Consider the following 12,903-nt stretch of genomic DNA (forward strand, 5'->3'; position numbering starts at 1 on the left):
CCCCGGCCCGCCCCTCTCGGGGGTCGGCCGGGGCGCCGGGCTTGCTCGGCTTACTCGGCGAACGCCGCTCACTCGGTGGCGATGGCGTCCAGGACCGGAATCCGGGAGGCGCGCAGCGCCGGCCACAGGGCCGCGATGACGCCGACCACCACGGAGAGCACGAGCATGCCCACCATCTGGCCCCAGGGGATGCTGAGGCTCGTCAGCCCCTGATCCTCCAGGACCTCCTTGAGAGCGGTGGCCAGGACCACCCCGGTCGCCCCGCCCAGCACGGTGCCGTACAGGGAGGTGAGGACCGACTCGGTGATGATCTCCCCGGACAGCTGGGCCTTGCCCAGGCCGACGGCGCGCATGAGCCCGATCTCCCGGGTACGCTCCGAGACCGAGAGCACCAGGGTGTTGACGATACCCAGGATGGCGATGGCGATGCTCAGCCCCAGCAGGCCGTAGAGGACGGCGAGCATCCGGTTGATCTGCTGACCGACCTGGTCGGAGATCTCGCTGGCGTCGCGCACCGCGTACTGGTAGGTGTCAGCCACGATGTCGCGGGCCTTGCCCCGCACCGTGTCGAGGTCGGTGCCCTCCTTGAGGGTCAGGAGCATGCCCTGCGGCGAGTCCAGGACGTGGGCCGGGTCCGTGGTGGTGCCCGGGGAGTTCCAGGAGCCCACTGCCGCAGCCAGTTCGGGGGCGATGTAGTAGTTCCCGCCGGTTCCCTTTGGGTCGACGACGGCGCTGACCGTGGCCTCAACCGACCCGGTGGGGCCGGTGACGGAGACCTTGTCCCCGAGCTTGAGGCCCTCGTCCTTCTTCGCGGCCACGTGGGTGGCGTCCAGATCCTTCATCGACCCGGCGCTCGCGGAGACGTCGTAGGCCTTGGAGTAGGTGGCGGGATCGACGACGATGACGGTGGCGGTGGGGGTCTGGCTGCCGTCGGGCTTGGTGACGGAGTCGGCGTAGATGGAGTAGGAGGAGGTCTCCTTGACCCCGTCGATGGCGGCGATCTCCTTGGCCTTGTCGGCCGAGAGCCGGGTGCCCAGGCTGCCGATGGTGGCCGGCTGGACCACGAGGTCGGCCTTGAGGGACTTGTCGATCTCGTCGGAGGTCGAGGACTGGAAGGAGGCGGCCAGCGTGGCGCCGGCGCACACCAGGGCCATACCCACCATGAGGGCGCCGGAGGTGTTGGCCGTGCGGCGCGGGTTGTGGACGATATTGCGCACCGCCAGGCGCCCGGCGGGCCGCAGCAGCCGGAAGGGCAGGCCCAGCACGGCCACCACCGGGCGGGCCAGGGTCGGGGAGACGATGAGCAGTCCCAGGACGGTGCCGCCCGCGCCCAGCCCCATGATGAGACCGCGCTGCGTCAGGTCCGCGTTCACCCACGCGGCGGCGATCGCGGCCGCTCCGGCCGCCAGCAGCAGCCCGCCCAGGATCGTGCGCAGCACCAGGGACTTCTCCCGGGAACCTGACACACCGCGCATGGCCTCGACCGGGTGGGTCAGGGCGGCCTCCCGAGCCGGCAGCAGAGCGCCGACGACGGTGACGGCCAGGCCCACCGCCAGCGAGATCGCGATGATCGTCCCGCTCAGGCCCGTGCCCTCCAGCAGCGGCATGCCGGCGGCGTCGAGCAGTGCGGACAGTCCGGCCAGCAGCCCCGCGCCCGCGGCCACGCCCAGGGCGGAGCCGACGATGCCGATGACGACCGCCTGCAGGAACACCACGCCGAACACGGAGGCCGGCGAGGCCCCGACGGCCCGCAGGAGGGCGAACTCCTTGACCCGCTGACGCATGCTCATCGCGAAGGAGTTCATGATGATGAAGGAGCCCACGAACATTGCGACGACGACGAAGACCAGCAGGAAGACCTGAACGAAGCCCAGCTGCTCCTCAATGGCCTTGTTCTGCTCCTTGATGACCTCGGCGCGGGTCTGGACCTGGGCGCCGTCGGGAAGGATCTTGGTGATCTCGGACTTGACGGTGTCCACTGAGGAGCCCTGAGCGACGTCGACGGCGATGGTCGTCACCTTCCCGTCCGGGGCGGCGATGGGCATGAGCCAGCTCGGATCCACGCCCACGACCGTCGCGCTGGCCATGGAGGACTCGTAGTGGAACTCACCGACCACGGTGACCTCGGTGGGTGAGCCCTGCACCACGATGTGCGTCTTGTCCCCGACCTTGAGGCCGGAGTTCTTCAGGGCTCCGGACTCCAGGGCGATCTCACCGGCCCCTTGAGGCTTGTGGCCCTGGGCCCAGGTCAGGCCCTTCTCGTTGTCGTACAGCGGTATGAAGAGCGTGGGGGCGCCGGTGGTGGTGACCGGGGCGTCGTTAGAGCCCACGAGGACCCCGGTCATCTGAGCATCGGGCTTGGCGGCCTCGACTCCGTCGATCTGCTTAATCTGATCGGCCAGGGATCCGTCAATGGGCTTGGTCTGCGTCGAGTTGGAGGAGCCACTGCCGCCACTGTTGTTGTCGGAGGCGATCTTGGGGCCCTGGACATACAGGTCCGAGGTGGCGGTGGAGGAGACCAGCTTGGAGAAGGTCTCCGACAGGGAGGCACGCAGGGCGAGCGTGCCCGACAGGAACGCCACCCCGAGCATGACGGCGAAGGTGGTCAGGAAGAACTGTTTGGCGTGGGCGCGCACGGAGCGCCAGGCGACTCGTCTCACGGCTCAGGCCCCCTCGACGGCCGAGCCGGTGAACGGGGCAGCGGCTACGGGGGAGGGCTCGGTCTCGCTCAGCTCGCGCAGGGCGTCCAGGACCCGGTCGCGGTCGGGGTCGTCCAGCTGGGCGACGACGTGCCCGTCGCGCAGGAAGATGACGGTGTCGGCCCAGGCGGCCGCCTCCGGCTCGTGGGTCACCATGACCACCGACTGCCCCAGGTCGTCGACGCTGCGGCGCAGGATCTCCAGGACCTGGTCGGTGGAGACGGAGTCCAGGTTCCCGGTGGGCTCATCGGCGAAGACGACCGCCGGCTCACCCACGAGCGCCCGGGCGCAGGCCACACGCTGAACCTGGCCGCCGGAGAGCTCGGCTGGCCGGTGCGATAGGCGCTCCCTGAGGCCGACGGCGTCGATGACCTGGTCGAAACGCTGCGGGTTGACCTTCTTGCGAGCGATATCCAGGGGCAGGGTGATGTTCTCCGCCGCCGTGAGGGTGGGGACCAGGTTGAAGGACTGGAAGATGAAGCCGATGCGCTCGCGGCGCAGGCGGGTGAGGCGACGCTGGTTCATGGAGGAGACCATGTCGCCGTCGAGCATGATCTCCCCGGAGGTGATCGAGTCCAGGCCGGCCAGGCAGTGCATGAGCGTGGACTTGCCGGAGCCGGACGGCCCCATGATGGCGGTGAAGCGGGCGCGGGCGATGTCGACGTTGACGGAGTCGAGCGCTGTGACGGCGCCCGATCCGCGGCCGTAGACCTTGGTGAGGTTGCGTGCGGAGACCACGGGGTCATCCACCGGATGGTGAGGTGTGAGGACGGAGGATGCTGCTGGTGCGGAACTACTCATAGGTTCAGTCTGGCAGTGGCATGACTTCCTCGAATCCTCCTGGCGGAGGACCAGCCCCTGACCTCTTGACTAGTCCACCCTGACCTGCGGTAGGGGATGACCCTGAGACGAGGGGTGGACGGGGCGCATGGAGGATGAGGGTGTTCGTCGAGGTGGAGTCCGTTTTCTAACTTCTCCGACGAATCGTGATTACCATCGGGGATGATCGGAGCCTGGTGAAGGACCCAGGATGGGTTGGCTGCGCGCCCGATCAGTCGAGGTCACCCATACGTTCTCCCGGAAAGGCTCTGCATGGATCCGGTTCAGCTCATGATGGCGGCGCATCAGGCCGATGCAACCGTTGCCGCTCAGACTCCGGACCAGGCCCTGCAGGCCGCCATCGCACAGAGCCGGCCCGACCTGTGGGCGCCGCTGTCGACCAACCCGGCCGCCTATCCCGACCTGCTCGGCTGGCTGGCCAGTACCGGGAACGTCGAGGTCCTCGCCAATCTCCGTGCGCGCGGTTACCTGACCGACGACGCGGCCGCCAGTGCTGCTGGTGGCGTGGGTGACGCAGGGGCTGCGGCTGCGGCTGATAGTGCGGCCGGCGAGCCCACTGTGGATCCTGCTTTCAGTCAGGGGGACCCGGCGCAGACGGAGCCGACCGAGTCGGCGGAGTCGGCCGGAGACGGCGGCACTCCGGTGGACGAGGACGAGGCCGCCGATGAGCCCGGGCCGGTTGACGATGATGAGGCCGAGGATGTGCAGGCCACGGAATCTGTGGCTGAGGCTGCCACTGAGCCCGATGCGGAGACCGCAACCGGCGAAGCTCAGGCGCCGCGCCCCGACGATTCGGGTGACGAGGCAGAGGACGATGCGGAGGATGCCGACTCTGGCGAAGCTGGTGTCGAGCCGGAGACAGAGGAGTCTGACGAGGACTCCGAGGGCACTGAGGGCACTGAGGATGCCGAGGCTGAGGGCCCGGCTCCGGAGGACCCGCACGTCGAGGACACCGCCGCCGACGAGTCTGCCGACGAGCGTGGCGTGGAGCCTGCTGATGAGGTCGAGGATGTGCAGGCCGCGGAGTCTGCGGATGGGACCGCCACTGAGTCCGATGCAGGGCCGGAGGCCGCCGCCGACGAGGCTCAGGAATCGGGGACCGATCAGCCTGAGGGCGAGGCCTCTGAGGAACAGGCAGCCGAGGACGTCGCCGCCGACGAGTCTGGCGATGAGCGTGGCGTGGAGCCTGCTGATGAGGTCGAGGATGTGCAGGCCGCGGAGTCTGTGGCTGAGGCTGCTACCGAGCCCGATGCGGAGGACTCTGCGGAGGAGGCCACGGATGTCGACGACTTTGGCGAGGTCGGCGACGAGCAGGACACAGACGACCCCGCCGAGGGCTCCAACGCGGCTGAGGCTGCCACCGATCCCGATGCGGAGGGCGTCGTCGACGAGGCTGCGGACTCCGACAACAACGACACGACCGTCCTCGCCCCCGGCTCGCAGCGGCACGAGGTCGACTCGGCTGACACGACTGATTCCACGGCGTCAGCCCAGTCTGCGGCCGTGACCTCCGGCTGGACAGCGGGCTCGGCCGCTCCCGCCGCGGGCTCGGCCGAGTCGGTGGCCTTCCCCGTGCCCCCGCCGCCGTCGGCCGAGGACATCGCCGCCTGGGCCGAGACCCCCAGTGGGGCGCCGTCGGGCTTCTCCGCCGCTCAGCCGGCCGTGGAACTGGACATGTTCGGCCCCCAGATGATGGCCCAGATGCCGCCTCCCCAGCAGAAGCAGCCGTCGAAGTCCAGCAGCGGTCGCCTGGTCGCGATCATCGTGGTCCTCCTGCTCGTCATCGTCGGCGGAGGCGGCCTATGGGCCGGCAGCTACTTCGCCAACAAGGACAAGAGTGGGGACACCTCCCAGGACAAGGCCGACAGCAACGGGGGTGAGGACGGCAAGCAGAACGGTCAGGCCGACGCCGCGGCCACCTCGACCGCGGCGGCCCTGCCCTCGGGCGCGGTCAAGGCCTGCTCCAGCATGCCGACCTTCACGATCACCTCGGTGGAGGACGGCCAGGGCGAGCTCAAGGTCCACGGCAACATGGCGACCTCCTGCGCCGAGGGCGACTTCCTGGCCGGATCGTCCAGCCAGGTCCTCGTTTACAGCTCCACCAGCCCCACCGGCGGCGCCGACGTCGACCACCTTGTGGCCTCGGGAACCTTCGACCTCTCCAGCGACCCGCTCATCATCCCCAACGGCGGCCGGGCGGTGACGCTGCGCTTCGGCGAGCAGCACTACTTCCGCACCGCCAAGGACCTCGACCTCAAGGGCCTGACGGTCCGGCCCTCCTTCGACCGCGGCTCCTCATCGACCGCCACCGCGAAGAGCTCGACGAACTCCGCGATGACCATCGCCTCCTCCGCGAGCTCCAACGCCAACCAGGAGGCGCAGGACGAGCAGGCCGCCGGAGACGCCATCCAGTGGCAGATCAAGCACGACTACCCCATCGTGATGAACAGCTTGCGGGGCAAGTGGACCCCGCAGCTGTCCTCCAAGCAGGTGGGGCTCGTGGCCGACGGGCAGACCTGGACCAAGCGCTCGATCCTCGCGGAGTACCTCAAGACGCAGCAGGCCAACCCGAAGGCCGTCATCATCGACACCAGCCAGTGGCCGGTCTACGACACCGGCGGCTGGTGGGTGACTCTGCAGGGTGATACCTACTCCGACGGCGACCAGGCCAACGCCTGGTGCGACGCCCAGGGCTACGACTCCGACCACTGCCTGGCCAAGCGCATCGAGTCCAACGGAACATCGCAGGGCACCACCAAGCTTCGCTGAGATCTGAGCCGGCTCGCCCGATAACGTGATCGGCCCGCCTCGAGCCACTGGCTCAAGGCGGGCCGATGCGCATCTCGGCGCGCGTCAGGACTGCAGGCTCTTCTTCAGGTTCAGCACCCGCGTGGCCGACTCGTCCACCCGCGCCGCGAAGGCCGGATCGGACCGGGCAGTGGCGATGAGGGCCTTGACCATGTCCGCGGCCACCGTCGGGTCCGCCGAGGCCAGCACGATGTCGCAGCCGGCCCGGATCGCCCGCACGGCCCGATCGCCCGCGCTCACGTCCTGGACCTGGACGGCGGCGGAGACGTCGTCGGTGATGACCACCCCGGAGAAGCCCATCTCCCTGCGCAGCATGTCGGTGACGATTGTCGAGGAGAAGACCGCCGGCGCTGAGGGGTCGATGAGGGAGTACGTCGCCGAGGAGACCATGATGACCGGCGCGCCGGCGGCGATGGCGGCGCCGAAGACGACACTGACGGCGGTATCGGCGCCGCGGGTCGTGGTGGAGTCGACGACGCCCGCAGACGTGTCAGTGTTGGCCGTCACCCGCCCCAGGCCCGGGAAGTGCTTGTAAGTGGGGATGACCTTCGAGGCCTGCATCCCCTCGGCGAAGGCACCGGCCTGGGAGGAGACCGTGGCGGCGTCGTGCCCGTACTCCCGCCCCCAGCGGCCGATGGGCTCGTTGGAGGCCGGCCGGGCAATGTCGACCAGGTCGGCGACCGGGGCCAGGTTCATGTTGACGCCGACGTCGGCCAGCTCCTTGCCCCAGGTGCGCGCCGAGGCCACCAGCTGGTCGCGCGGCTGAGCCGACTGGTCCAGCGCCGAGGGGATGTCGGAGAAGCCCGATCCGGCCAGGACCTGGACCTCGCCGCCCTCCTGGTCGGTGGCCACAAGCATCGGGGTGGCGTGGGTCGTGCCCGGGCCGACCTTGGAGGTGAAGGAGCTGATGACCTTCTGGGTCGCCTGGCTGCCCGCCGTGGTGCGTCCGGCGATGAAGATGTTGCCGACATGGTGGGTGTCGACGGCCTCGTTGGAGGACTGCTTGGGGGCCTGGGCGTCCACCCCGACCATCATGAGCTGGCCGACCTTCTCCTCCAGGCTCCAGCCCGCCAGCGCTCCGTCGGTGGCCGTTGCCGTCGCTGTGGCCGACGGAGCCGGGCTCGCGGCCGCGGTGGGCGAGGGGGCGGCGCTCGACGCCGCCGGCTCCGGGGTCTGGGGCTTCGCACTGGGGGAGGAGCCGGCCGACGAGGAGCCGGGGATGAGGGAGCATCCCGCCAGGGACCCGGCGCCCACCAGGGCCGCCAGGAGCACTGGTCGTCGACTCATGTGGTGCTGCGGGGACGTGCTCGGGTCGGCGGGGGCGGGAGTCTCCCCGGCATCCGGAGCTGCAGGCCGATGACGGTCGTTCATGTCGGCCACACTAAGACAGGTCCCTGGGTACTCGCGAGGTCATGACCCTGACGGTCTGTTCACGCACTGTTCGCGGCGCTACTCCCAGCCCAGCTCGTGGAGGCGCTCGTCGGGGATGCCGAAGTGGTGGGCCACCTCGTGGATGACGGTCACGGTGATCTCCTCCTCCAGCTCCTCGCGACTCGTGCACCAGCGCTCCAAGGGTCCGCGGAAGATGAGGATGCGGTCGGGCAGCACCATGGACCAGCCCTCGTCGCGCTCGGTCAGGGGGACGCCGTCGTACAGCCCCAGGAGCGTAGGCAGGCCGGCGTCGTCATAGTCCTCCTCGGTGAGCATCTCCGGATCGGGCTCGTCCTGAACCAGGACGACGACGTTATCCATCACCTCGGCCAGGTCCTTCGGGATCCGGTCGAGGGCGTCGCCGACGACGTCCTCGAAGTCCTGCTGCGACATCCTGACCGGCTGCGGCTCCCGGGGGCGGTCAGGCTCCTGCTGGTGCTCGTGGCTCACGGGCACAGCCTGCCAGACCGCCAGACCGCCCGGCTCCGGTCCGACAGTCCTCGCGGGCCGGAATTTCGCCGAAAACCGAGCGGTGAGGAGGGTCACGCTCCTGGGATTTGCGCTGCGGAAGACTGTCCCCTTAGTGTTCATCCCGGTTCGAGGCGCGACGACGTCGAAGGCCCCTGGCCCCCATCGTCTAGCGGCCTAGGACCCCGCCCTTTCACGGCGGTAGCACGGGTTCGAATCCCGTTGGGGGTACGGATTCGCACAAGTGAATAACACAGTGAATTCACACTGGCCTCGTGGCGCAGTTGGTTAGCGCGCCGCCCTGTCACGGCGGAGGTCGCGGGTTCAAGTCCCGTCGAGGTCGCGGAACGGTCGGTCCGATCAGAAATGGTCGGGCCGATTCCATCCCACGGCTCTGTAGCTCAGTTGGTAGAGCGTTCGACTGAAAATCGAAAGGTCACCGGATCGACGCCGGTCGGAGCCACTGCGAAAGGCCCGGAACCCACAAGGTTCCGGGCCTTCGCTCGTGACCGGGTGAGCCTCGCGCCGGGGCGGAGGGACTCACTGGTGGTCGCGCCGGTAGCGGCGCACGGTGGCGAAGATGCCGAAGGCGACGGCGGCCACCGGCCAGATGATCCAGGAGATGTCCCAGGCGTCGAAGATGAAGCTCCACAGCAGGTAGATGATCACCGCGGCCGGCCAGTAGATCCCGGCCACGAGGTTGGTGAAGGGGTCGTCATCGTCCTGCTCGCTCTGCCAGGAGGACGGCTGGCCGACAGGGGCGGGGGTGGTGGGGCGATTGGGGGCGAATGTCGTCGGGGCGCCGGCGGGGGCCACCTGTGGAGCGCCGCCGGGCTGGATGTCCTGAGCGATGCCGAGGACCGGGGCCAGTTCGTGAAGGTTGCCGAAGTCGGTGATGACCTGCCCGACCGCCTCATTGTGGGTCTTGCCCTGGGCGATGGCGTCGTTGTAGGCGTCCTCCATCATGGCGCGCAGTTCGGAGCGGGCCTCGATCAGGCGAGGGGTGGCGGGGTAGGGGGCGAACATGTTGTCGAGGAAGGTCTCGATGGTGTCCATCAGTGGGATCCTTTCGCGAAGCGGTCGATGAGGGTCTTGGTGTCCTCCCACTCGGCGACCTTGGCGGTCAGGTGGGTGGTGCCTTCGGGGGTGAGGCGGTAGTAGGTGCGGGACTTGCCGGAGTCGGACACTCCCGAGTAGGAGGCCGCCAGGCCGGTGGACTCCAGGCGCTTGAGGGCCGTGTAGAGCGTGGTCTGCTTGATGGTGTACTCGCCGTCGGAGACCTCGGTGATGGTCTTGGCCAGATCGTAGGCGTAGGACGGCTGTCGCTTGAGCAGGGACAGGACGATGAGGTCGATGTAGCCGCGAATGGCGTCTGCGCTAATCATGTGAACCCTCCTTCCTTGGTTCGTGATGACGGGGCCCTGAGGTCCTTGCGTGCATCTAACGTACTACGGCACGCGTAGTACGTCAAGCGGATGTTGGAGAGGGATGCTTCCGCTGGCGGCCATACGTCACAGCCCAGGCACAGTCGGCCTGCTTAAGGTGGCTTCATGCTCGTCGCAGCCACCACCCCTCCCGCGACCCCCAGCGCAGATCCCAGCGCGAGTGCCTCGACCACGCCCACTCCCACGGGTGTGCCCGAAGTCAACGTCGACGAGACCGTCAAGGCGGTGACCAAGACGACCAACGACCTGGTCACCATCGCCTGGCAGGCCGGCGTGGGAGTCGTCATCGGCCTGGTCATCGCCTTCGTGGTGGTGGCGGTCCTGACGTTCATGGGCAGGCGCCGCCTCCTGTACCGCGAGATCGTGGACTTCGGGCGCCGCCCCGCCTTCGCCGTCGGCGCCATGACCGGAGCCTTCCTGGGTTCCCAGCTTGCCCTGACCGGGCTGCGGCACACCAAGAGCGACTCCACGACGATGGTGGTCATCGAACGCGGGGTCACCATCGCCCTCATCTTCGCGGTGACCTGGCTCGTCGTCGCCTTCGCCAAGGCCATCGAGTCCACCGTCGTCAAAGGGGCGCAGGCCGGCGGGAACCAGGGGCGCGCCAACCGGGTGACCACCCAGAGCCAGATCATCCGGCGCGTCGCCCAGGTCATCATCGTCATCGCCGGGCTCGTCAGCGCCATCATGACCTTCCCCAGCGTCCAGTTCGCCATGGGCTCGCTGCTCGCCTCGGCCGGTCTGGCCTCCGTCATCGCCGGTATGGCCGCCCGCTCCATGCTCGGCAACGTCTTCGCCGGCCTCCAGCTGGCCACCACCGACGCCATCCGGGTGGACGACATCGTCGTCGTCGATAACGAGCAGGGCACCATCGAGGAGATCACCCTGACCTACGTGGTCATGCGCACCTGGGACGACCGGCGGCTCATCCTGCCCTCGACCCACTTCACCGAGAACCCCTTCGCCAACTGGACGCGCGGAGGCTCCCAGGCCACCGGCTCCTTCACCCTCGACCTGGACTGGCGCGTGCCCATCGCCTCGCTGCGCGCCGAGCTGGCCCGCCTCGTGGCCGCCTCGCCGGTCTGGGACGGGCGCCAGGCCTCACTCGAGGTCTCCGACGCCGTCGGCGGCCACGTCACCGTGAAGATCGTCCTGACCGGGGACAAGCCCAGCGACGTCGGCGCCCTCAAGTCCTACGTGCGCGAGGAGCTGGTCACCTGGCTCCAGCGGGAGGCCCCCTACGCCCTGCCGCGCACGCGGGTGGAGGTCGAGCAGGTCGAGGTCACCCAGGACCTCGGCCCCGAGGAGGTGGCCCGCGCCGCCGAAGAGATCGTCGCCAAGCAGAAGGCCGGCCCCGCCAGCGCCACCACGGCCGCTCCAGACAACGGAGGCGATGGCGCCGCGACCACGGAGGCCGAGGGGGAGAGCGCCGCCCACGGGCTGGGGGCCCGGCGGGCCGTCACCCTGGGGCGGGCCATGGGGCGCTCCCTGCTGCACCGCGCCCGGCGCGGGGGCCTGGGACCCAGGTGAGCCGAGCCGCTACGTGGCCGACGCCCCGGCGGATGGGTGAGTTTTCGCTGCGTGAACGCAGGTCGCCCGGCGTCGTCGGGCGGGTAACGATGAGCCCATGACTACGAACGCCAGCAGCGACCCCTCCGTGACGCCCGCCTCTGCGCCCTCCGGCCCGGCCCCCGACGGCCCGATCCTCGACCTGGAGGCCGCCGCGCGCACCGACGCCCAGTGGCGCGCCGCCCTGAGCCCCATGGAGTACCACGTGCTGCGCGAAGCCGGCACCGAACGCCCCTTCACCGGGGCCCTGCTCGACGAGCACCGCGAGGGCGTCTACCGCTGCCGCGGCTGCGGCGCCGAGCTGTTCCGCTCCACCACCAAGTTCGACTCCCACTGCGGCTGGCCCTCCTTCTACGACCCCTCCGACTCCGAGGCGGTCACCCTGAGCACCGACACCTCCCACGGCATGGTGCGCACCGAGGTCCGCTGCGCAACCTGTGCCAGCCACCTGGGACACGTCTTCGACGACGCCCCCCAGACCCCCACCGGCCAGCGCTACTGTATGAACTCCGTGAGCCTGACCTTCGAGGAGGAGCAAGCATGATCCGGGTCCTGAGCCTCAACCTCCAGCACGGCCTGCCCGGCGCCGGAGCCGGTGACGGCAGCGCCTCCACCGGATCGCTGGCCGGCGCCGACATCTCCGCCCCCGCCACCGCCCGCACCGTCATGCGGGCCACGGCCGAGCAGATCGCCGAGCTGGCCCCCGACATCATCGCCCTCCAGGAGGTGGACCTGGGCCAGGCCCGCTCCGGGCGCCTCCACCAGGCGGCCTTCCTCGCCGAGGAGCTGGGCATGCCGACCTGTCGCTTCTCCGCCAGCTACGCCGGGCCGGTGGTGGGGCTGCGCCGTCGGCCCCTGCGCACCGCGCTGAGCTCGCCGACCGACGACGTCCTGGGGCTGCTGCGCGCCGCCGTCGGGGCCGGGCCGATCGGCTACGGCAACGCCCTCCTGTCGCGCTTCCCGGTCTCCGGCTGGCACGTCAAGCGCCTGGGGCGCGGGGCCTCCAGCGTGGAGAAGCGCGGCAAGCGGGCCTGGGACCCGCGCTCCTACCACGTGTCCACCGCCTCCCAGCGCGTCATGGTGGCCGCCACCCTCGAGGTGCCCGAAGGCGCTGGCGGGCCGATCCGCCAGCTCTCGGTCGCCTCCACCCACCTGGCGACCCGCGAGTCCATGGCGGCGCGCCAGCTCGCCGCCGCCTGGGGGGCGCTCGCCGGGCTGCCCGGGCCGCACCTGCTCGTGGGCGACTACAACCTCTCCGCCGAGCAGGTCGACGCCCTGGGGCTCGGGCGGACCGTGGGGGAGGGGCTCACCTTCCCGGCAGCCGACCCCAAGCGGCGCATCGACCACGTGCTGACCGACCTGTGGCCCACCGGCCCCGACGGCCTGCCGCTGACCGATGAGGCCGCCGCGTCGGGCGGGGGCCCGCTCCTGCGCGCCGTGGAGTGGGGCACGAGCTCCTTCATCATCTCCGACCACGTCGGCACCTGGGTGGACCTCGAGCCGGTCGGCTGAGGGGGCGCCCGCCAAGGCCCAGCACCGGCGAAGTCGTACTGCCGGCTTCGTCGTTGTCGGGCCCCGTCGCAGCCCTGCCCGCGAGGTCGTACCTTAGGTCGCGCGTTCGAGGGGTAGAGGGTACGACCGCG

At 69.8% G+C, this 12,903-nt stretch carries 10 protein-coding genes and 3 tRNA genes; 7 read left to right on the top strand and 6 right to left on the bottom strand.

What is annotated here, in order from left to right; genetic code table 11:
- Positions 1–68 precede the first annotated feature (68 nt).
- Both HMPREF3165_RS09200 and HMPREF3165_RS09205 read right to left on the bottom strand, forming a co-directional pair.
- Positions 69–2,660 (bottom strand): ABC transporter permease, encoded by a 2,592-nt coding sequence (locus HMPREF3165_RS09200; protein ID WP_070512724.1) that lies wholly within the window; start codon positions 2,658–2,660, stop codon positions 69–71.
- 3 nt (positions 2,661–2,663) lie between these two features.
- On the bottom strand, positions 2,664–3,500 hold the full coding sequence (locus HMPREF3165_RS09205) for an ABC transporter ATP-binding protein (RefSeq protein WP_176747038.1): 837 nt from the start codon (positions 3,498–3,500) through the stop codon (positions 2,664–2,666).
- Positions 3,501–3,791: 291 nt separating this feature from the next.
- Here HMPREF3165_RS09205 and HMPREF3165_RS09210 point away from each other — a divergent pair, with 291 nt between their 5' ends.
- A complete protein-coding gene (locus tag HMPREF3165_RS09210) occupies positions 3,792–6,308 on the top strand; it encodes a variant leucine-rich repeat-containing protein (protein ID WP_070512729.1) in 2,517 nt (838 codons plus the stop codon).
- Positions 6,309–6,392: 84 nt separating this feature from the next.
- On the opposite strand, the gene HMPREF3165_RS09215 is transcribed toward HMPREF3165_RS09210, so the two are convergent.
- Together HMPREF3165_RS09215 and HMPREF3165_RS09220 are read right to left on the bottom strand one after the other, a co-directional pair.
- Positions 6,393–7,727 (bottom strand): glycoside hydrolase family 3 N-terminal domain-containing protein, encoded by a 1,335-nt coding sequence (locus HMPREF3165_RS09215; protein WP_083303272.1) that lies wholly within the window; start codon positions 7,725–7,727, stop codon positions 6,393–6,395.
- A 69-nt stretch (positions 7,728–7,796) separates the two neighbouring features.
- Positions 7,797–8,228, bottom strand: a complete 432-nt coding sequence (locus tag HMPREF3165_RS09220; protein WP_070512798.1) for a metallopeptidase family protein — start codon at positions 8,226–8,228, stop codon at positions 7,797–7,799.
- A 176-nt stretch (positions 8,229–8,404) separates the two neighbouring features.
- Between HMPREF3165_RS09220 and HMPREF3165_RS09225 the strand changes: the two genes are divergently transcribed.
- The 3 genes from HMPREF3165_RS09225 (at position 8,405) to HMPREF3165_RS09235 (ending at position 8,709) form a co-directional block, all read left to right on the top strand.
- Positions 8,405–8,477: transfer RNA gene (locus tag HMPREF3165_RS09225), tRNA-Glu, on the top strand.
- Positions 8,478–8,515: 38 nt separating this feature from the next.
- Positions 8,516–8,589, top strand: a tRNA-Asp gene (locus HMPREF3165_RS09230).
- A 47-nt stretch (positions 8,590–8,636) separates the two neighbouring features.
- A tRNA-Phe gene (locus tag HMPREF3165_RS09235) sits at positions 8,637–8,709 on the top strand.
- Between the two features lie 77 nt (positions 8,710–8,786).
- Here the strand turns inward: HMPREF3165_RS09235 and HMPREF3165_RS09240 are convergent.
- Both HMPREF3165_RS09240 and HMPREF3165_RS09245 read right to left on the bottom strand, forming a co-directional pair.
- Positions 8,787–9,302, bottom strand: coding sequence for a permease prefix domain 1-containing protein (locus HMPREF3165_RS09240; RefSeq protein WP_070512734.1), 516 nt, complete (start codon positions 9,300–9,302; stop codon positions 8,787–8,789).
- The gene (locus tag HMPREF3165_RS09245) at positions 9,302–9,631 is read right to left on the bottom strand and encodes a PadR family transcriptional regulator (protein ID WP_070512737.1); all 330 of its coding nucleotides are present in this window, start codon (positions 9,629–9,631) and stop codon (positions 9,302–9,304) included. Before HMPREF3165_RS09245 ends, HMPREF3165_RS09240 begins: the two co-directional genes overlap by 1 nt.
- Before the next feature lie 165 nt (positions 9,632–9,796).
- Between HMPREF3165_RS09245 and HMPREF3165_RS09250 the strand changes: the two genes are divergently transcribed.
- From HMPREF3165_RS09250 to HMPREF3165_RS09260, 3 genes are all read left to right on the top strand, one after another.
- On the top strand, positions 9,797–11,221 hold the full coding sequence (locus tag HMPREF3165_RS09250) for a mechanosensitive ion channel family protein (protein WP_070512740.1): 1,425 nt from the start codon (positions 9,797–9,799) through the stop codon (positions 11,219–11,221).
- Between the two features lie 97 nt (positions 11,222–11,318).
- On the top strand, positions 11,319–11,804 hold the full coding sequence (gene msrB, locus HMPREF3165_RS09255; protein ID WP_070512743.1) for a peptide-methionine (R)-S-oxide reductase MsrB: 486 nt from the start codon (positions 11,319–11,321) through the stop codon (positions 11,802–11,804).
- Positions 11,801–12,772, top strand: a complete 972-nt coding sequence (locus HMPREF3165_RS09260) for an endonuclease/exonuclease/phosphatase family protein (protein WP_070512746.1) — start codon at positions 11,801–11,803, stop codon at positions 12,770–12,772. The genes msrB and HMPREF3165_RS09260 overlap by 4 nt, the downstream gene beginning before the upstream one ends.
- Positions 12,773–12,903: the final 131 nt, after the last annotated feature.

The sequence above is a fragment of the Actinomyces sp. HMSC08A09 genome, assembly GCF_001807465.1.
In the GTDB taxonomy this organism is placed as follows: Bacteria; Actinomycetota; Actinomycetes; order Actinomycetales; family Actinomycetaceae; genus Actinomyces; species Actinomyces oris.